The organism is Streptomyces noursei, from assembly GCF_016917755.1.
GTDB classification, from domain to species: domain Bacteria; phylum Actinomycetota; class Actinomycetes; order Streptomycetales; family Streptomycetaceae; genus Streptomyces; species Streptomyces yunnanensis.
In genome coordinates, this window is record NZ_CP070326.1 from 7,433,194 (window position 1) to 7,452,873 (window position 19,680).

The following is a 19,680-nucleotide window of genomic DNA, read 5'->3' on the forward strand; positions in this document are numbered from 1 at the left end:
CGGTGACGCCGGGAAACGACCGGCGCTCCACCGCCCCTCGCCCCCTTCACCCGGCGAGGACGGCCCCCACCCAGGTGCCCACCACCAGCAGGCAGGCGAACAGTTCGACCAGGACGCTCAGGCCGACGGCGCGCAGCACCGTACGGGTGGAGGCCCAGGCGTCGCCGTGGCTGCCGAGCCGGACGCGTTCGAGGGCGTAGAGGCCGCCGAGCGCGCCCAACGGGCAGCCGACGACGGGGACCACGAAGAACCCCGCGATACCGGCCACGCCGGCGAGCACCAGCGTGCGGTAGGGCGCGCCCGCCTCGCGCACGTTGCGGGTCGGGAGCAGCCACTTGAGCACCTGATTGACCAGCAGGACGGCGGTGCCGGCCATCAGCACCGACCACGCCAGGGCGGACCGCTCGGCCGTGGCCCACCACAGCAGCCCCGCCCAGACGACCAGCGGCCCGGGGATACCGGGGACCAGCACCCCGAAGACGCCGAACAGCAGGACCAGCCCGACGCCGATCAGCTGCCAGGCGTTCACGCCGCGGCCCCGGCGGCGCCGGCGCGCGGGCGTGCCCCGAGCGGCGCACGTCCGGCGACGGCTCGAACGCTGCGCTCTGTTGCGGCCCGCATGGCCCAAGCCTGCCGGAAGGGGACCGGACGCGCTTCCCGGAGTGCCCTTTTCGCGCCCTGTCCGGGTGGGGTGCACGACGGGACAATGCGGCCCATGGAGCAGCAGGGGGCGGGCCGCGGCAGGGAGGACGACTGGTGGTGGCGGGAGCTGTACGGCGAGGGCTCCGGGGCGGGAGGTGAGGACGGCGGGGGCAGCGGCACGGGGCCGCAGGCCGGCACCTCCGCCGGCGGCACCGATGCCTCCGACACCCTCGACGAACGGATCGAGTCTGTGCTGCGGACGATGGGCCGGGGCCCGGCCGCCGGCGCGGGGCCGTCCGGCGGCGCCACCGGCGCACCCTCGCCCGGGACCGCCCGGGACCCGGGCGGCCGCTCCACGCCCGACCACCCCGCGCCCGGGGGATCCGGGCCCGCGGCGCCCGCGCCCGGGGAGTTGACCCTGCGGTCGTTCGAGCCGCGGCCGTGGGAGCCGAGTTCATGGGAGCCGCGCCCCTGGGAGCCGCCCGGCCGGTCGGCACCGCGGGCCGCCGGGCCGCCCGACGGGGCCGCGGCCCCCGCGCCCGTCGTCCGGGCGCCCGACACCCCCGCGTTCCCGGAGGTCGAGCCGGGCGCCCCCGCCGATCCGGTGCCGGACACGGTCCTGGACGGCGCCCGGTTCGGGCCGGTCGCCGTCCGCGCCGTCTCGCAGCGCGGCACGGACGTCCACCGACGGGGCGACGTCCGCGGCGAGGCGTACCTCACCGCCCGGTTCGGTTCGGGCCGCAACGCGCTGTTCCTGGTAGCCGTCGCCACCGGGCTGTCCACCACCGGAGCGGTCGCGCACCGCGCGGCCCGCGCCGCCTGCGCCTGGGCCGGCGGCGCCGTCGACCGCAATGCCACCCGGTTGGCGCAGGACCTCCGCGCCGGCCGGCACGACGCGCTCCGGGCGGGGTTGCAGCGCCTCACGGACCGCGGTTTCGGCGCGCTGCGCGGCCGGGCGGCGGAGCTCGGGATGCCGGCCGGCGCGCACCCGGCGGCGCTGCGCTGCCTGTTGCTGCCCGCCGACCCGCAGTGCCGTACCCGGGTGTTCTTCGCCGTCGGCGGGGGCGGGCTGTTCCGGCTCCGCCACGGCGGCTGGGAGGACCTGGAGCCCGCCGACGCCGGGCCCCCCGCGGCGCCGTTCCGCTTCCGCGCCGTGCCGGGCCGGCCGGGGGACGTCCTGCTGCTGTGCGGCACCGGCCTGGCGGAACCGCTCGGCACCGACCCGGACTTCGCCGCCCGGCTCGCCGCCGCGTGGTCCGCTCCCGCGCCGCCCGACCTGGCGGGGTTCCTGGCCGCCGTCCAGCCCCGGGGCGCGGGCGACGCCAAGGACCGCACGGCGGTGGGGGTCTGGGAGTCGTAACGGGGACGTACCGCCGCCGCCCGCGTCGGCCCCCGGAGGCGGAGTGCTTCGCCCCGTGGGTTGATGGGAAGGAGCCGGCAGGCGGCCACGGTTCCCGCGGCCGTGCGCGCGGCGGTCCGCCGGCCCGTCGGCAGGCATGTCCCTCGGCCCGTTCGTCGTGCGTAAGGAGGCTCTCCCGGTGGCCAAGCAGACCGTAGCCGAGCAGTTCATCGACATCCTGGTGCGGGCCGGTGTCCGGCGGCTCTACGGGGTCGTCGGGGACAGCTTGAACCCGGTGGTGGACGCCATCCGCCGCAATTCCGCGATCGACTGGATCCAGGTCCGGCACGAGGAGACCGCCGCCTTCGCCGCCGGCGCGGAGGCGCAGCTCACCGGGCGGCTGGCGGCCTGCGCGGGCTCCTGCGGGCCCGGCAATCTGCACCTGATCAACGGGCTGTACGACGCGCACCGGTCCATGGCCCCGGTCCTGGCGCTGGCCTCGCACATCCCCTCCAGCGAGATCGGTACCAGCTACTTCCAGGAGACGCATCCGGACCGGCTGTTCTCCGAGTGCAGCCATTACAGCGAGCTGATCTCCAGCACCAAGCAGATGCCGCGGGTGCTGCAGACCGCGATCCAGCACGCCGTGGGGCAGAGCGGCGTCGCGGTGGTCTCGCTGCCCGGTGACATCGCCGCCGAACCGGCGCCCGAGCGCGCCTTCGAGCACGCCCTGGTCACCAGCCGGCCCTCGGTCCGCCCCGGGGACGAGGAGATCGACGCGCTGGCCCGGATGGTCGACGCGGCCGACAAGGTCACGCTGTTCTGCGGCAGCGGCACCGCGGGGGCGCACGCCGAGGTGATGGAGTTCGCGGAGCGGGTGAAGTCGCCGGTGGGCCACGCGCTGCGCGGCAAGGAGTGGATCCAGTACGACAACCCGTACGACGTCGGGATGAGCGGGCTGCTCGGGTACGGCGCGGCCTACGAGGCCACGCACCAGTGCGATCTGCTGATCCTGCTCGGCACGGACTTCCCGTACAGCGCCTTCCTGCCCGACGACGTCCGGATCGTCCAGGTGGACGTGCGGCCCGAGCACCTGGGGCGGCGCACCAAACTGGACCTCGCCGTCTGGGGCGACGTCCGGGAGACGCTGCGGTGCCTCACCCCCAGGGTGCGCGAGAAGAGCAGCCGCACGTTCCTGGACCGGATGCTGAAGAAGCATGCGGACGCGCTGGAGGGGGTGGTCAGGGCGTACACCCGCAAGGTGGAGAAGCACGTCCCGATCCACCCCGAGTACGTCGCCTCGGTGCTCGACGAGGAGGCCGCCGCCGATGCGGTCTTCACCGTCGACACCGGCATGTGCAACGTCTGGGCGGCCCGCTACCTCACGCCCAACGGGCGCCGGCGGGTGATCGGTTCGTTCAGCCACGGCTCGATGGCCAACGCGCTGCCGCAGGCGATCGGCGCCCAGTTCATGGACCGCGGCCGGCAGATCGTCTCGATGTCGGGCGACGGCGGCTTCTCGATGCTGATGGGCGACTTCCTCACCCTGGTCCAGTACGACCTACCGGTGAAGGTGGTGCTCTTCAACAACTCCTCGCTGGGGATGGTGGAGTTGGAGATGATGGTGGCGGGGCTGCCGGCGTACGGCACCACCAACCACAATCCCGACTTCTCCGCCATCGCCCGCGCGGCGGGTGCGTACGGCGTGCGGGTGGAGAAGCCCGAGCAGCTGCGCGGGGCGCTGCGCGACGCCTTCCGGCACAAGGGGCCGGCACTGGTCGACGTCGTCACCGATCCCAACGCGCTGTCCATCCCGCCGAAGATCAGCGCGGAGATGGTCTCCGGCTTCGCGCTCTCCGCCGGGAAGATCGTGCTGGACGGCGGGGTCGGGCGGATGGTGCAGATGGCCCGCTCCAACCTGCGGAACATCCCGCGGGTGTGAGACCGGGAGGGAGACCGGGGGTGGGGGACCGGGGGTGGGGGACCGGGGGCGCGGTGGGGGCGCGCCCGACGGGCGGGGCGGGCCGGCGGGTCAGGCCGGCGGTGCGGCGGCCGGGTACTGCGGCCGGAGCCGCAGGGTGCGGATCTCGAACGGGCGCAGGGTGAGCGTCAGCTCCGAGGTCGGGCCCTCCTCCTCGTCCCGCAGGGGGCGTTCCAGCAGGTCGGTGACGGTGGCGTGGGCGAGGGGGAAGCCGGGGGTGAGGGTCCCGGTGGCACGGCTGCCACGGGACTCGTAGAGCCGGACGACGACGTCGCCGCTGCGGTCGTCGGCGAGCTTGACCGACTCGATGGTCAGGGCCGGGTTGTCGACCCGGACCAGCGGGGCGCGGTGCCGGGGGGCGGGGGCCGGGGCGGTGCGCAGCGGGAGGTTGAGGGCCAGGCCGCCGGCGACGGCGTCACCGGTCCCGGCGCCGGGCAGCAGCGCGTAGCGGAAGCGGTGGCTGCCCTGGTCGGTCTCCGGGTCCGGGCTGTGCGGGGCGCGCAGCAGGGTGAGCCGCACGGTCGTACCGAGGCCGTCCTCGTGGGGGGTGCGGGTGACGTCGTGGCCGTAGGTGGAGTCGTTGAGCAGGACGACGCCGTAGCCGGGTTCGGCGACCCGGAGCCAGCGGTGGGCGCAGATCTCGAAACGGGCCGCGTCCCAGCTGGTGTTGGCGTGGGTGGGGCGGTGCACATGGCCGAACTGGATCTCGGCGGTGGACCGTTCGGCGTGCACGTCCAGCGGGAACGCCGCCTTGAGGACCTTCTCCGACTCGTGCCAGTCGATGTCGGTGGTGATGTCCAGGCGGTGCGAGCCGGCGTGCAGGGTGAGGTCCTGGGTGAGGTGGGAGTCGCCGAAGGTGCGGGTGACCCGCACGGTGGCGCAGAGTGGTCCGGCGGCGACGAGTTCGACGGCGTCGGCGGCGGTGAGGTCGGTGTGCCGGTTGCGGTAGTGCCGGTCGAGGTCCCAGGCGTCGTACTGGTTGGGGTGGTCGGGGTGCAGCTGGAGGAGGTTGCCGCGGGCGCCGGGCGCCAGCACCTCCCGGCCGGCGGTCAGATCGCGCACGGAGGCCAGCAGGCCGTCGGCGTCGATGCGGACCCGCAACCGCCCGTTGTCGAGGGTGAGGTGGTGGGCCTCGGCGGTGGCGCGCACCGGGACCGGTCCGGGCAAGCGGGAGCCGTCCAGGGCCCGGGGAGCGGTGCCGGGCCGGGGGAGCGGGGCGGAGCCGAGCGCGGGGACGTGGACGGCGACCGCGGCCGGGCCGTCGTCGCCGGTGTGCTCCTCGCCGCTGGGCAGTGCGACGATCTCGTGGCGGTCGTAGGGCGAGGCGTTGAAGACCGCGAGGCCGGGCGCGGCCGTTCCCCGGGCTCGCGACTCCGCCCCCGAGCTCTCGGCCTCGTTCGAGCAGGGGGGACCCCCCTGCACAGCGGCGGCCCCGGTCCCCGCCCCGGCTGCGAGGGCGGCGAGGGCCTGCTCGGTCAGTGCGGTCAGTTCGGCCGCCACCGCCGCGTAGGTGTCGCGGGCCTCGCGGTGGACCCAGGCGATCGACGAGCCGGGCAGGATGTCGTGGAACTGGTGCAGCAGCACGGTCTTCCAGAGCCGGTCCAGGGCCTCGTACGGATACCGGTACGCGGGGCCGTCGGCCGCACCGGCGGTGCGGACGGCCGCGGTCGCGGCCCACAACTCGGCCTCCCGCAACAGGTGTTCGCTGCGCCGGTTGCCCTGCTTGGTCTTGGCCTGCGAGGTGTAGGTGCCGCGGTGGAACTGGAGGTAGAGCTCACCGGACCACACCGGGGCCGCCGCCCCGTACTCCTCGTGCGCGGCCTCGAAGAAGCGGGCCGGCGGCTCGACCGTCACCCGCGGGGAACCCTCCAGGGAGCGCAGTCGGCGGGCCCGCTCCAGCATCTCCCGGGTCGGACCGCCGCCGCCGTCGCCCCAGCCGAACGGCACCAACGAGCGCGTGGCCCGGCCCCGCTCGGCGAAGTTCCGTTCGGCATGGGCGAGTTCGCCGCCGTGCAGCTGGGAGTTGTAGGTGTCGACGGGCGGGAAGTGGGTGAAGATCCGGGTCCCGTCGATGCCCTCCCACCAGAAGGTGTGGTGCGGCATCCGGTCGGTCTGGTTCCAGGACAGCTTCTGGGTGAGGAACCACTTCGCCCCGGCCAGCCGCGCCAGCTGCGGGAAGGCGCCGGTGTAGCCGAAGGAGTCGGGCAGCCAGACCTCCTCGGTCTCCACGCCCAGCTCGTCCAGGAAGAACCGCTTGCCGTGCACCAGCTGCCGGGCCAGGGCCTCACCGCCGGGCATGTTGGCGTCGGACTCCACCCACATCGAGCCGACCGGGGCCCAGTTCCCCTTCCGCACCGCCTCCTTGACGCGGCTCCAGATGTGCGGCTGGTGGTCCCGCACCCAGGCATACTGCTGTGCCTGCGAGCAGGCGAACACCAACTCCGGGTATTCCATGGCCAGTTGGGTGACGTTGGCGAAGGTGCGGGTGGCCTTGCGCACCGTCTCGCGCAGTGGCCACAGCCAGGCGGAGTCGATGTGGGCGTGTCCGGTGGCCGAGACGCGGTGTGCGCTGGCGGCGGCCGGGCGGTGCAGGACGTCCTCCAGCTCGGCCCGGGCCGCGGCCGCCGTGCCGCCGACGTCGTGCAGGTCGAGCGCGTCCAGCATGTTCTCCAGCGCCCGCAGGATGCCGTGCCGGCGCTGCCGGTCGACCGGCAGCTCGTGCATCAGCTCCGAGAGCACCTCGATGTCGAGGATCAGCTGCCAGACCGTCTCGTCGAGCACCGCGAGGTCGGCGGCGGCGAAGCGGTAGAGCGGCCGGCGCGGGGCGGTGCGGATGTCGCCGAGGTCGGTGGGGCGGAAGTCCCGCAGGACGGTGGGGTTGGCGGCGGCCTCCAGCAACAGCCGGACCTGTTCGCCGCCGCGTGCCGGGGCCGCGACGGGGACGTACCGGTTGCGCGGGTGGATGCCCTTGAGGGGCACGCCGACCGCGTCGTGGACCAGGCCCTCCGCCTGGAAGCCCGGCCCGTCGTCGGTGAAGCCCGGGTCGAGGACGGCCTCCACCCGGCGCCCGGCCCACTCCGCGGGCACCTCGCCGGACAGCCGGAACCAACTCGTCGACCACGGCGGCCCCCAGGCGTCCCCGACCGCGAACGGCTCGTAGGCGGCCGACAGCGCCTCTGAGGCCGGACGGGTTCCCTCCGCTCCGGGCACGTGCCACACCTCCAGCCGCAGCGGGGCCCGGGCCGGGTACTGCGCGGGCCGGATGTGCTGCCCGAGCGCCCGCGCGAGGCGCCCCTCCACCAGCAGTCGGTCGTCGTGCACAGCGGGCTCCTCACGCTCGTACGGCACGCGGGCCCGGAGCCGGCCCGCGGACCGGCTCGCTCCGGGCGGTCGCGGAACGTATACCCATCTCGGCCCGCCGGGGCCCGTGCCGATGGGTCGCCGCTGACCGCCCGCCGGGCCGCAGCGCGGGGCGGACGTCCGCCGACGACAAGCGGAAGCATGGGGGCGGGCCCGGTGGGAATGCTGACCGTGAGGCTGTTCGAGGTAGAGCGCCGATGGTTCGTTGGGGGCGGGGGAGAGCATGCGTCAGCCTGTGCGGTGCGAGGAACGGAACAGACGGCAGCGAGCGGACGGCGGGCACGGGGGCGGGCCGGTCGCGATGCGGGCGCCGGGGACGCTGGAGCGCAAGGTGCGGCAGGCCGATCTGAAGGCGGTCGGCGAGGTGCGCCGGGAGTTGCAGGAGTTACTCGGCCGCTGGGCGCCGCCGGACGGCGGAGCACCGGCGGATCCGGAGCTGGCGGCGCTGCTGACCAGCGAGTTGGTGACCAATGCCCTGCTGCACACCGAGGGCGGGGCGGTGGTGACGGCGTGGGTCACCGACCGGCTGCGGGTCGAGGTGCGGGACTTCGCCGAGAGGTGTCCGGAGCCGCGTGCGCCGTCGGTCGACGGGACGTCGGGGCGGGGGCTGATGCTGGTGCGGGCCCTGGCCGACGCGTGGGGCATCCGGCCCGAGCGGATCGGCAAGTGCGTGTGGTTCGAACTGGGCGGCGGACCGGCCTGACGCGAAGCCGGGGGTGAGGGTCGGCGCGGTCCGCCACCGCTCAGCCGAATTGCCTTTCGATCTCGGCGAGTTTCTCCTCCAGGGAGTCCAGCCGGGGGATCGTCTGGGTGTCGTCCTCGGCGGTGAGGTCGACGGTGCCGCGCCGGCCGGGCGCGTCGGGCTCGGCGCCGGCCACGGCCTTCAGGGCCGGCCGGGGGCGCTTGGCCGGGTCGCCGGAGGGCAGCGGCGTCGGGTCGACCGGCCCTACGGTGTCCGGGCCGGCCGGCGGGGCGGCCTCCGCCGGGGGCAGGGGCGCGCTCATCGGGAGGGCGTGGCGTCCACCGCCCCTGCCCCAGGAGCGGTGCTGCCGGTTGAGGGCCTTGATCCGGGCCCGGTCGAGTTTGTCCTGCTCGCGCCGGTGGAGCCGGTTCCGGGCTTTCTCGCGCTTGTCGTCGCGGACCTCCTCGACCGCCTCGTCCAGCGTCCCCACGCCTTCCAGCAGCATGAGTGACCAGGCGGCGAAGGTCTCGCGGGGGGCCCGCAGCCAGCGCACGATGCGGATCTGCGGCAACGGCCGGGGCACCAGGCCCTGTTCGCGCAGCGCCGCCCGGCGGGTCTGCTTGAGCGCCCGGTCGAAGAGGATCGCGGCCGACAGCGACATCCCGGCGAAGAACTGCGGGGCGCCCGCGTGGTCCAGTCCGCGCGGCGCGTGCACCCAGTTGAACCAGGCGGCGGCGCTGGCGAACGTCCACACCAGTATCCGGGAGCCGAGTGCCGCGTCGCCGTGACTGGCCTCGCGCACCGCCAGGACGGAGCAGAACATCGCGGCGCCGTCGAGTCCGAACGGCACCAGGTACTCCCAGCCTCCGGTGAGCCCGAGGTTCTGGATGCCGAAGCCGACCAGGCCGTGGAAGGAGAGCGCCGCTGCGACCGCGGCACAGCAGAACAGCAGCGCATAGGCGGCGGAGGCGAAGACGGCCTCCTTGCGGCGACGGCGGTCCACGGTGCGTTCCCAGGACGGATCGGTGCCGGCTCGCCGGCCTGCGTGCCTGCCGCGCAGGAAGAGCAGGACAGTGGCGGTGACCCCGGCGAGCAGCAGAAACGTCGGAATCATCCAGTTCAGCGATATCTCGTTCATTCTCACTCCGGGATTCCTTGGTTCAGGTGACGGCACTTCCGCGGATTCGCGAGTGCGCGCGCCATCCTGACGGAACCGACCCGGGTGCAGGGGGTTTCGGAGCAAGAGAACGCCAAGGTGTACCGGGGTCGGCAGTGGAATGCCCCGGAAGTCTCGAACTTCCTTGCGTCGAGGGGAGGTTGTGTGCGAGTCGCGGCAGGCCGCGGGGGTGGCGGACGGGTCAGGCGGTTGCGGTGAGCCGGCTGATGCGCTCCGCGTCGCAGGTGCGCGGGCAGGTGACGCAGGTGTCCTCGGGGCGCAGCGTGTAGTACATGCAGCAGCTGGCCCGGTCCCGGGTGGGCAGGGCGGCGCCGTCCGGGCCGGTCAGCTCGCGGAACCCGGCGCCGGCCGCGTACGGCGCGGTCGAACCCGGCAGCAGCCGCGCCAGCTCCGCCGCCGCGCGCCGCTCCTCGCCCAGCAGGTGCCCGATGTACCAGAGCCCCTCGACGATCTCGTCGGACGCCATGCCCCAGGCCGCGCGGGGGCCGCGCCGCATCCGGGCGCGGAAGCCGTCCAGGATCGGCCGCAGGTGGTCGGCGACCGCGCCGCGGACCTCGGCGCGCAGCGCCTCCTCGTCCGGCACCACCCGGGCGCCGGGCAGGGCCGCCGCCGGGTCGTCCGGAAGGCACCCGAAAGAGCCCGTGCGTACCGCCATCCGGCGCAGCTCGCGGTGGAAGCGGACGTCTCCCGCGGCGATGTGCGGCACCCGGCGGTGCAGGAACCACGGGACGGTGATCAGCAGGCAGGCCGGCCAGGCGTAGCGGTGCAGCGCGAAGCCGGCGACCACGTCGGGCCGGGCGGAGCGCCCGTAGTCCCGGGTGATCCGGGCCGCCTCGTCGGCGAGGAAGCCGTCCAGCACCGGCCCGTCCGCGAACAGGGCGGACGCGTCCAGCCAGTCGTCCCCCTCGGGGGGCGTGGCGTCCCAGAGCGTCACCCGCAGGTCCGGGAAGACCTCGGCGAGCCGGGCGTAGGCGTCCGCCGCGGGGTGGGCGGCGGGGGCGACGGGCGCGGCAGCTGCGGCAGGAGGCATGCGGGGGACCACCGAATCGCGATCGTTGGCAGGTAAGCCTTACCTTATCCGAAATCCCTACCCGTGCCCGCTGAGGTGTGAACCGGTACTTCGGGCGCTTATGGTGCTATGGCCTGTCGCCCGGCGCCCGGCACGTCCGCCCGGCGGACGACGCGGGACGGCGACGGGCCCGAGACCCGATCGCCGGACGCCCGTCGTCCGCCCGGACCCAGCACGCCAGCAGGAGGAACGCCATGGAGCAGGGCACAGCGGAGCCGCAGCCGGACGCCCGGGTGCGGGCGCCCGGGCCCGGCCCCCTGCTGCCCCGGCCGCGCCGGCACTCGGTGCGCGGCCAGGTCCTGGACGCCCTGCGCCAGGCGCTGGCCGCCGGCGAACTGCTCCCCGGCGAGGTCTACTCCGCGCCGGCCCTCGCCGAGCGCTACGGCGTCTCCGCGACCCCGGTCCGCGAGGCCATGCAGCAGCTCGCCACGGAGGGCGCCGTCGAGGTCGTGCCCAACCGCGGCTTCCGGGTCAGCGAGCGCAGCTCCCGCGACCTCGCCGAGCTCGCCGAGGTCCGCACCATGCTGGAGGTGCCCGCGATCCTCCGACTGGCCCGGGCGGTGCCGCCCGAGCGCTGGGAGGAGCTCCGCCCGCTGGCCGAGGACGGGGTGGCCGCCGCGGCCCGGGGCGACCGGGCCGGGTACGCCGACGCCGACCACGCCTTCCACCAGGGCCTGATGGCGCTCACCGGGAACCGCCGGCTCACCCAGGTCACCGGCGACCTGCTGCGCCGTGCGCAGTGGTCGGCCGGCGGCGGTGCCCGGCTCCGCACGGCCGAGCTGCTGGCCGACGCCTCCGAGCACACCGCGCTGCTCGACGCGCTGATCGCCCAGGAGCACGCGGTCATCGAGCGGATCGCCCGGGAGCACCTGTCGGCGGCCCGGCACCCGCACTGAGACGGCGGGGCGCGGCGCGGACTCAGAGGGCCGGCAGCAGCTCCGCCAGCGGCAGCGCCGCGACATCGGCGGCGGGCCGGGAGACGTACAGCTCGGCGTGGTAGAAGCCGTCGGCCTCCTTGCCGCCGACGGTCAGTCCGCGGGCCGACAGCGCGTCCAGGGCGGCCCGTCGCTCGGCCTCGTCGGCGAACCGCCGCTGCCGGAACGACCGCGTGGTGAGCCGCTCGGTCACCAGCCCGGCCCGGGCCAGCAGCGCGGAGACCGGCCGGTACGACACCGTGCGCAGCACGAACGCGGCGACCCAGGGCGGCGCGGCGATGCAGTCGAAGAGCCGGGCGAAGGTGCGCGCGGTGATGTAGCCGACGCCGCCGGTGACGGTGATCAGGTCGGTGCCCTCCAGTGCCCGGCACAGCTCCGGGGCGGGCGCGTCGGCCTCCAGGTTCGCCGCGAAGCCCTGGTCGAGCAGGCCGGCCGCCACGGCGTAGCCGACCGCGCGCTCCGCCGCGTCGATGCCGGTGACCCGGGCCGCTCCGGGTCGCCGCAGGGCGGCGTAGAAGGCCCGGTCCTCCTGGGCCAGGCGGTCGCCCTCCGGTGCGTCGCGCCCGGCGTCGGCGTAGCGGTGGTAGAGGTCGTCGAGGGTCACCCGGTGGTTGAGCAGTGCCGCGTTGACCCCGTAGGAGCAGCACAGGTCCACGACGCGGAGCGGTCGGCCGTCGCCGCGGTGCTGCTGCAGGGCGTCGGCCAGCGCGCGGAAGATCGCCTGGCCGTGGTGCGGGATCTGGTAGGCGAGGGGTTGCAGCGTGCTGAAGTACCGGCGCGGATCAGGGCAGTTGTAGATCGACTCGAAATGCGCCTTGCCCCAGTCGATTCCGGTGCTGGTGTGGGTCACTCCTGCCACGGTGCGCCTCCTGACAGGCTTTGCCAAACGGAGCTGGTCCCGGACCAGCATCCAGGCCGCGCCGCCCGGTCGCAGTGCGACTTGTGGCCATTCTCGGGGCAGGTGGTGCGTGGCGCTACCGACCGGTCGGCGGACGGGCACCCGCCGCCAGCCCCCTCGGCCCGGCCGATCCGCCGCCGGCAGGGGTATGGATCCGGCCAATCGTCGCGGCGCGCGGCATGGCCGAGGTCGGGGGGTTGACGACCGGGGTGCGCCCGCCGGGGCCGCTCCCGGGCGCCGGGAACCCCGGGCCTGTCCGATGGGTCGGGGTTCGGACGGGACCCCGCACGCTAGGCCGCGTCGGTCGGCTGCTCCGGCTCCTCCGGAGGGGCCGGGGGGAGCTGGTGCGCGAGCCAGGTGGGGACGCCGCCCATGAGGCGGAACAGGCGGGCGGCCTCGGTGCGCAGGCGGACCGCCTCGTCCTCCGGTGCGGCATCGGCCAGGGCCGCCAGCGCCGGTGCGGTGCCGACCAGGAAGCCCAGCTCCTCGCGGATCCGCAGGGACTCCGCGAAGCCGTGCCGGGCCTCCGCCAACTCCCCGTCGCGCAGGGCGAGTCCGGCCAGGTGGCGCCAGGTGAAGGAGAGCAGTAACGCATCGCCCTGGGCGGTGGCGCCGGCGTGTGCGCGGCGGTAGGCGGCGCGGGCGGCGTCCGGGCTGTCGGCGATGTGCTCGGCCATCAGGCCGCGGCGGAAGTCCAGCAGCGGGCGGCCGGCCGCACTCGGGGCGAGCAGCGCGGCGGCCCGGCCCAGCGCCGAACGTGCCTCGTCGGCCCGGTCGCGGACGCCCAACACCGTTGAGGTGTAGGCGAGTTGGCCGCGTTCGCAGGCCGCTCCGCCGCGCTCCTCGTCGTCGCCGGCGAGCGCCTCCGCGGTGCGCAGCGCGTCCTCGGCCTCGGCCCAGCCGGTGGCGGTGAACATGCAGCGTTCCACCAGGAGCGCGGCGCGGCGCAGTGCGGCGGGTGCCTGTCGGGCCGCGCGGGGTTCCAGGAGGGCGGCCGCGTCGGCCCAGCAGCCTCGGGAGCGCAGTCGCCACACGGCGCGGTCCAGGGGGTCGTCCCCCGCCGGGCCGGTCGCCGCCGGTGGGATTCCCGGTCGTGGTGCCGGGACCGGTGCCTGATCCGCGGACCTCATGGAATCCGCGGGATCCGCGGATCCGGACATGGCGGTATCCGCCACAGTGCCCTCCCCGAGCGCCATTGAGCGGGAACACAGGATGCTGTGGGCGCATCTCAGCACGAATCCCGTCGTCGGGCCAAGGGGGCGGGTGAAAGATTTCACAATCGCGCCAGGCGGTCGTGGTGGCCGATACGCGGCGGTTTGGCGGCGCCGCGGGGCGGAGCGTTCGCCCGGTGCGGCAACGGCGTCGACGCGATGCCGCCCGATCGGGGGAACCCCGGGACGGGGCGGGGTGACGGTCGCGCGGTGCGCGTCGGGCGGGTCGGTGCGCGCTCCGCACCGACCCGCCCGGCGTCGCCCGCCTGAAATGCCGTCAGCTCATCCGCAGGGCCAGGAAGAAGTCCAGCTTGTCCTCCAGGCGCGAGAGGTCACGGCCCGTCAGCTGCTCGATCCGGCCCACCCGGTAGCGCAGGGTGTTGACGTGCAGGTGGAGGCGGGTGGCGCAGCGTGTCCAGGAGCCGTCGCAGTCGAGGAACGCCTCTAGGGTGGGGATCAGCTCGGCCCGGTGGCGACGGTCGTAGTCCCGCAGCGGGTCCAGGAGCCGGGCGGTGAAGGCCCGGCGCACGTCGTCGGGGACGAACGGCAGCAGCAGGACGTGCGAGGCCAGTTCCTCGTGGCCGGCGGCGCAGACCCGGCCGGGGCGGGCGGCGGCGACCCGACGGGCGTGCCGGGCCTCCTCCAGGGCGCCGCGCAGTCCCTCGGCCGAGTGGACGGAGGCGCTGACGCCGATGGTGAGCCGGCCGTCGCCGTCCAGGCCGCGGCCGAGCGGCTCGTGGATGGCGCGCAGCAGGTGGTCGGCGTGCAGGCCGTCCGTGGTGGCGGCGTCGGCGGAGTCCTCCGGGACGGCGGGCAGCGGCACCAGCGCCACCGCCTCGTCGCCGGTGTGCGCCACCGCGATCCGGTCCGAGGGCTCGGGGCCGAACGTGCCGGGATCGACCAGCACCTCCTCCAACAGGCTCTGCGCCACCGGGCCGCCGGGGACGTCGCCGCCCTCCCACTCGACCCGGGCCACCCACGATCTGCCAGTGCGGGGCGGCCCCCAGGCCGGGCAGCAGGACCGGGGCGGCCACCCGCAACCGGGCCGCGATCTCGGCCGGCGGGGCACCGGTCTGGACCAGCTCCAGGACCTCCTGCGCGAGCCGGCGGCGGACCGTGCGGGCGGCGTCCCGGCGGTCCCGTTCGACGGCGATCAGCTGGGTGACGCCGTGCAGCAGGTCCAGGCGCTCCTCGGACCAGTCGCCGGCGTCCGCCTCGACCGCCAGCAGCCAGTCGCTGAGCAGCGTCTGCCGCAGGTCGCGGCCCTCGTAGCGGATCGGGAAGAGCGAGTAGGTGGCCCCGTCCCACCCGTCGCCCGGCCGCCCCCCCTCACCGAGGCGCTGCGCGCCGCCCCTTTCGATCGTGATCCGGTGCGGGCCGCGGCGGCCGCTCCGGGCGGCGGCCAGGTGCTCGCCGGCCAGACGGGCGCCCAGCTCCGCGGGCAGCTCCGGCCCGGCGCCGGCCAGCGAGGAGCCGGCGATCTGCCGGCCGGTGGGGGAGAGCACCCAGGCCCGCAGGTCCAGGTCGGAGCCGAGCAGGTCCAGGACCACCTCGGGGCCGCCGCCGGCCGGCCCGGAGGTCATCAGCCGCCGGTGCCGGTCCACCACGGCGGCCAGGTCGCCGGCCCGTTCGCTGGAGACCTGCCGGACGACGTGCTCGGTGATCGAGGCGAAGGAGACCTTCTCGTCGACCGCGAACAGCGGCAGGCGGTGCCGGGCACACGCCTGGACGAGGTCGTCGGGGATGGCGCCCAGCTCCGCCTCGCCGGCGGCCAGCCCGGCGACGCCCGCGCCGGCCAGGATGCGGACGAACCGCTCGGAGTCCTCCGGTTCCCGGCGCCAGGCCAGGCCGGTGAGGACCAACTCGCCGCCGGAGAGGTAACGACTGGGATCCCGCAGGTCGGTGGTCATCACGCCACGGACGGTACGGTCCAGCTCATCCTCGCCCCCGAGGAGCTTCAGGCCCAGAGAATGTGTGTCCAGGAGTGCGCGGAGCCGCATGACCTCGCCCGCCGTTCTGTGCTGTCTCGTGTTGCCGGTGGAATGCCGCGAGGTTTTGATCCCTCGTCTTTCGTTCGAATCTACAAGACGGGCGGCGTGGCCAGCCAACCGCTTCATGGTTTCAGTGACTGCACCGGGTGGGTGCCGGGCGCGTTCACTAAGCCCAACCGCGTTAACAAGACATGAACAGCACCATGGCGACAGGGTCCGAAGGTCCCGACCAGGTGCAGCGAACGCCCCGATTTCGTAGAAGAGGCCAACCATGGACTTCCTTCGCCCCGCCAGCTGGGAGGAGGCGCTCGCCGCCAAGGCAGAGCACCCTACCGCTGTACCCATCGCGGGCGGTACGGACGTGATGGTCGAGATCAACTTCGACCACCGCCGCCCGGAGTACCTGCTCGACCTGAACCGGATCGGTGACCTGGGGGAGTGGGAGGTCGGGGAGAAGACCGTACGCCTGGGCGCCTCCGTCCCGTACACCAAGATCATGGAGCACCTGCGGGGCGAGCTGCCGGGCCTGGCCCTGGCCTCGCACACCGTGGCCTCCCCGCAGATCCGCAACCGCGGCGGCGTCGGCGGCAACCTCGGCACCGCCTCCCCGGCCGGTGACGCGCACCCGGCGCTGCTCTCCTCCGGCTGCGAGGTCGAGGTCGAGTCGGCCGCCCGCGGCGTGCGGATGATCCCGATCGACGAGTTCTACCTCGGCGTGAAGCGGAACGCCCTCCAGGCGGACGAGCTGATCCGCGCGGTGCACCTGCCCAAGGCCGACGGCCCGCAGCAGTTCTCCAAGGTCGGCACCCGCAACGCCATGGTCATCGCGGTGTTGCGCCTTCGGCAATCGCGCTGCACCCCGAGACCCGTACGGTCCGCACCGGCATCGGTTCGGCCGCACCCACCCCCGTGCGGGCGAAGGAGGCCGAGGCCTTCCTCGCCGCCGCGCTCGAAGAGGGCGGGTTCTGGGAGAACGGCAAGATCATCACCCCGTCGGTCGCCAAGCAGTTCGCGGACCTGTGCTCCGCCGCCTGCAACCCCATCGACGACGTGCGCGGCACCGCCTCGTACCGCCGTCACGCGGTCGGCATCATGGCCCGCCGCACGCTCGGCTGGGCCTGGGAGTCCTACCGCGGCCAGTCCGCCCGCACGGAGGGAGTCGCGTAATGCGCGTCAATTTCACGGTCAACGGCCGTAAGCAGGAAGCCGACGACGTGTGGGAGGGCGAGTCCCTGCTGTACGTGCTGCGCGAGCGGATGGGCCTTCCCGGTTCCAAGAACGCCTGTGAGCAGGGCGAGTGCGGTTCGTGCACCGTCCGCCTCGACGGCGTGCCGGTGTGTTCGTGCCTGGTGGCCGCAGGACAGGTAGAGGGCCGCGAGGTCGTCACCGTCGAGGGGGCTCGCCGACTTCGCCAAGAACCGCTCCTGCGGCGGCCACGAGGGCGGCGCCTGCGGCACCTCCCTGCAGGAGGCCCAGGGCTGGTCCGCCAAGGGCACCGACTCGCAGACCGGCGAGGGCGGCATCTCCCCGCATGCGACGCTCGCGCCCATCCAGCAGGCGTTCATCGACGCCGGCGCCGTGCAGTGCGGCTTCTGCACGCCGGGTCTGCTGGTCGCCTCCGACGAGCTCCTGGAGCGCAACCCGAACCCGAGCGACGCGGACATCCGCGAGGCGCTGTCGGGCAACCTGTGCCGCTGCACCGGCTACGAGAAGATCATGGACGCGGTGCGCCTGGCCGCGGCCCGCCAGTCCGAGCCCGAGGGGGTCTGACGCCATGGCAGACACACGCACCACCGGTATTCCGTCCAAGGTCACGCAGGGGTCGCAGACCAAGGGCGGCATCGGCGAGTCCACGCTCCGTCCCGACGGCATCCTGAAGGTCACCGGCGAGTTCGCGTACTCGTCCGACATGTGGCACGAGGACATGCTGTGGGGCCAGATCCTGCGCTCCACCGTCGCGCACGCCGAGATCGTCTCGATCGACACCAGCGAGGCGCTCGCGACCTCCGGCGTCTACGCGGTCCTCACCTACGAGGACCTGCCGACCGAGGTCAAGAACTACGGCCTGGAGATCCAGGACACCCCGGTCCTGGCCCACGGCAAGGTCCGCCACCACGGCGAGCCCGTCGCCCTGGTCGCCGCCGACCACCCGGAGACCGCGCGCCGCGCCGCCGCGAAGATCAAGGTCGAGTACAAGGAGCTGCCGGTCATCACGGACGAGGCGTCCGCGACCGCTCCCGACGCCGTCCTCGTCCACGAGAACCGCGACGACCACCACAGCGGTCACGTCCCGCACCCGAACATCGTGCACCGCCAGCCGATCATCCGCGGCGACGTGGCCAAGGCCCGCGAGCGGGCCGACGTCATCGTCGAGGGCGAGTACACCTTCGGCATGCAGGACCAGGCGTTCCTCGGCCCGGAGTCCGGCCTCGCCGTGCCGTCCGAGGACGGCGGCGTCGACCTCTACGTCGCCACCCAGTGGCTGCACTCCGACCTCAAGCAGATCGCCCCGGTCCTCGGCCTGCCCGAGGACAAGGTGCGGATGACGCTCTCCGGCGTCGGCGGCGCGTTCGGCGGCCGCGAGGACCTGTCGATGCAGATCCACGCCTGCCTCCTGGCGCTGCGCACCGGCAAGCCGGTCAAGATCGTCTACAACCGGTTCGAGTCGTTCTTCGGCCACGTCCACCGCCACCCGGCGAAGCTCTACTACGAGCACGGCGCCACCAAGGACGGCAAGCTCACGCACATGAAGTGCAAGATCGTCCTGGACGGCGGCGCCTATGCGTCGGCCTCCCCGGCGGTCGTCGGCAACGCCTCCTCCCTCTCCGTCGGCCCGTACGTCATCGACGACGTCGACATCGAGGCCATCGCGCTCTACAGCAACAACCCGCCCTGCGGCGCCATGCGCGGCTTCGGCGCGGTCCAGGCGTGCTTCGCGTACGAGGCGCAGATGGACAAGCTGGCCGACAAACTGGGCATGGACCGCGTGGAGTTCCGCCGGCTCAACGCCATGGAGCAGGGCACGATCATGCCGACCGGCCAGCCGGTCGACTCCCCGGCCCCGGTCGCCGAACTGCTGCGCCGCATCAAGGCGATGCCGCTGCCGCCCGAGCGCCAGTGGGAGTCCAGCGAGGGCGCCGACGTCCGTCAGCTGCCCGGCGGTCTGTCCAACACCACGCACGGCGAGGGCGTCGTCCGCGGTGTCGGCTACGCGGTCGGCATCAAGAACGTCGGCTTCTCCGAGGGCTTCGACGACTACTCCACCGCCAAGGTGCGCATGGAGGTCATCGCCGGCGAGCCCGTCGCCACCGTGCACACGGCCATGGCGGAGGTCGGCCAGGGCGGTGTCACCGTCCACGCGCAGATCGCCCGCACCGAGCTCGGCGTCCACCAGGTGACGATCCACCCCGCCGACACCCAGGTGGGCTCGGCCGGTTCGACGTCCGCGTCGCGTCAGACGTACGTCACCGGCGGCGCCGTCAAGAACGCCTGCGAGCTGGTGCGCGAGAAGGTCCTGGAGATCGGCCGCCGCAAGATGGGCACGTACCACCCGGCGTGGGCGACCGCCGAACTCCTGCTGGAGGGCGGCAAGGTCGTCACCGACGGCGGCGAGGTCCTCGCGGACATCGTCGACGTGCTGGAGGACGAGGTGGTCGAGCTGGAGGAGGAGTGGCGCCACCGGCCCACCGAGGCGTTCGACCTGACGACCGGTCAGGGCAACGGCCACGTCCAGTACTCCTTCGCCGCGCACCGCGCGGTCGTCGAGGTGGACACCGAGCTGGGCCTGGTCAAGGTCATCGAGCTGGCCTGCGCCCAGGACGTCGGCAAGGCGCTCAACCCGCTCTCCGTCATCGGCCAGATCCAGGGCGGCACCACCCAGGGCCTGGGCGTGGCGGTGATGGAGGAGATCATCGTCGACCCCAAGACCGCGAAGGTGCGCAACCCCTCCTTCACGGACTATCTGATCCCCACCATCCTCGACACCCCGACCATCCCGGTCGATGTGCTCGAACTCGCCGACCAGCACGCCCCGTACGGGCTGCGCGGCATCGGCGAGGCCCCCACCCTGTCGTCCACCCCGGCCGTCCTCGCGGCGATCCGGAACGCGACCGGGCTGGAGCTCAACAAGACCCCGGTACGGCCCGAGCACCTGACGGGTTCGTAACGGAGAACCGCCTGGGGGCCGCCTCCCCAGGCCCCCGATCCTCCGGGCGGTGCGCGGCAAGGGGTGCCCCTGTCCGTCCTCCTTCGCGCACCGCCCGGAGTCTCCCCGCACCATCCCCAGGCTGACCTGCTCCAACTCGACGCAGGCAGTACCACGTTCGTCTCGGGCCGTCCCCCGGGTCGTGCAGCCGAATATCCATCCCAAATCTCGTCGCCTCGGCGAGGGCCCCT

Annotated in this window: 11 protein-coding genes and 3 pseudogenes; 7 read left to right on the forward strand and 7 right to left on the reverse strand. The window is 74.1% G+C overall.

What is annotated here, in order from left to right; translation table 11 throughout:
• Positions 1-46: 46 nt before the first annotated feature.
• Entirely contained in the window at positions 47-529 is a 483-nt protein-coding gene (locus JNO44_RS32445) for a DUF456 domain-containing protein (RefSeq protein WP_205367419.1), read from the reverse strand.
• Between the two features lie 186 nt (positions 530-715).
• Here JNO44_RS32445 and JNO44_RS32450 point away from each other — a divergent pair, with 186 nt between their 5' ends.
• Positions 716-2,002, forward strand: a complete 1,287-nt coding sequence (locus tag JNO44_RS32450; RefSeq protein WP_205367420.1) for a protein phosphatase 2C domain-containing protein — start codon at positions 716-718, stop codon at positions 2,000-2,002.
• 178 nt (positions 2,003-2,180) lie between these two features.
• Positions 2,181-3,923: a pyruvate dehydrogenase gene (locus JNO44_RS32455; protein WP_205367421.1), complete on the forward strand. Its 1,743-nt coding sequence runs from the start codon at positions 2,181-2,183 to the stop codon at positions 3,921-3,923.
• A gap of 90 nt (positions 3,924-4,013) precedes the next feature.
• Here the strand turns inward: JNO44_RS32455 and JNO44_RS32460 are convergent, their stop codons facing one another.
• Positions 4,014-7,283 (reverse strand): alpha-mannosidase, encoded by a 3,270-nt coding sequence (locus JNO44_RS32460; RefSeq protein ID WP_205367422.1) that lies wholly within the window; start codon positions 7,281-7,283, stop codon positions 4,014-4,016.
• Between the two features lie 340 nt (positions 7,284-7,623).
• On the opposite strand from JNO44_RS32460, the gene JNO44_RS32465 reads away from it, so the two are divergent.
• Positions 7,624-8,025 (forward strand): ATP-binding protein, encoded by a 402-nt coding sequence (locus JNO44_RS32465; RefSeq protein ID WP_205370933.1) that lies wholly within the window; start codon positions 7,624-7,626, stop codon positions 8,023-8,025.
• Positions 8,026-8,065: 40 nt separating this feature from the next.
• Here the strand turns inward: JNO44_RS32465 and JNO44_RS32470 are convergent, their stop codons facing one another.
• Both JNO44_RS32470 and JNO44_RS32475 read right to left on the reverse strand, forming a co-directional pair.
• Entirely contained in the window at positions 8,066-9,148 is a 1,083-nt protein-coding gene (locus JNO44_RS32470; protein WP_205367424.1) for a DUF2637 domain-containing protein, read from the reverse strand.
• A gap of 214 nt (positions 9,149-9,362) precedes the next feature.
• Positions 9,363-10,211 (reverse strand): (2Fe-2S)-binding protein, encoded by an 849-nt coding sequence (locus JNO44_RS32475; RefSeq protein ID WP_205367426.1) that lies wholly within the window; start codon positions 10,209-10,211, stop codon positions 9,363-9,365.
• Positions 10,212-10,444: 233 nt separating this feature from the next.
• On the opposite strand from JNO44_RS32475, the gene JNO44_RS32480 reads away from it, so the two are divergent.
• Positions 10,445-11,146 (forward strand): GntR family transcriptional regulator, encoded by a 702-nt coding sequence (locus JNO44_RS32480; RefSeq protein WP_039631695.1) that lies wholly within the window; start codon positions 10,445-10,447, stop codon positions 11,144-11,146.
• A 22-nt stretch (positions 11,147-11,168) separates the two neighbouring features.
• Here the strand turns inward: JNO44_RS32480 and JNO44_RS32485 are convergent, their stop codons facing one another.
• From JNO44_RS32485 to JNO44_RS32495, 3 genes and pseudogenes are all read right to left on the reverse strand, one after another.
• The gene (locus tag JNO44_RS32485) at positions 11,169-12,044 is read right to left on the reverse strand and encodes a hypothetical protein (protein ID WP_338058588.1); all 876 of its coding nucleotides are present in this window, start codon (positions 12,042-12,044) and stop codon (positions 11,169-11,171) included.
• A 329-nt stretch (positions 12,045-12,373) separates the two neighbouring features.
• Positions 12,374-13,258: a hypothetical protein gene (locus JNO44_RS32490; protein ID WP_420882707.1), complete on the reverse strand. Its 885-nt coding sequence runs from the start codon at positions 13,256-13,258 to the stop codon at positions 12,374-12,376.
• A gap of 313 nt (positions 13,259-13,571) precedes the next feature.
• A pseudogene (locus JNO44_RS32495) lies at positions 13,572-15,294 on the reverse strand (PucR family transcriptional regulator).
• 262 nt (positions 15,295-15,556) lie between these two features.
• Between JNO44_RS32495 and JNO44_RS32500 the strand changes: the two are divergent.
• From JNO44_RS32500 to JNO44_RS32510, 3 genes and pseudogenes are all read left to right on the forward strand, one after another.
• Positions 15,557-16,452 (forward strand): annotated as a pseudogene (locus tag JNO44_RS32500) (FAD binding domain-containing protein).
• Positions 16,452-17,055 (forward strand): annotated as a pseudogene (locus JNO44_RS32505) ((2Fe-2S)-binding protein). The pseudogenes JNO44_RS32500 and JNO44_RS32505 overlap by 1 nt, the downstream one beginning before the upstream one ends.
• Before the next feature lie 4 nt (positions 17,056-17,059).
• On the forward strand, positions 17,060-19,450 hold the full coding sequence (locus JNO44_RS32510) for a xanthine dehydrogenase family protein molybdopterin-binding subunit (RefSeq protein WP_205367427.1): 2,391 nt from the start codon (positions 17,060-17,062) through the stop codon (positions 19,448-19,450).
• The last annotated feature ends 230 nt before the right edge of the window (positions 19,451-19,680 follow it).

Bases quoted from the DNA above. Each gene is read 5' to 3' on its own strand.
- JNO44_RS32480 (WP_039631695.1), top strand. From the start codon at position 10,445: ATGGAGCAGGGCACAGCGGAGCCGCAGCCGGACGCCCGGGTGCGGGCG.
- JNO44_RS32475 (WP_205367426.1), bottom strand. From the start codon at position 10,211: ATGCCTCCTGCCGCAGCTGCCGCGCCCGTCGCCCCCGCCGCCCACCCC.
- JNO44_RS32450 (WP_205367420.1), top strand. From the start codon at position 716: ATGGAGCAGCAGGGGGCGGGCCGCGGCAGGGAGGACGACTGGTGGTGG.
- JNO44_RS32510 (WP_205367427.1), top strand. From the start codon at position 17,060: ATGGCAGACACACGCACCACCGGTATTCCGTCCAAGGTCACGCAGGGG.
- JNO44_RS32465 (WP_205370933.1), top strand. From the start codon at position 7,624: ATGCGGGCGCCGGGGACGCTGGAGCGCAAGGTGCGGCAGGCCGATCTG.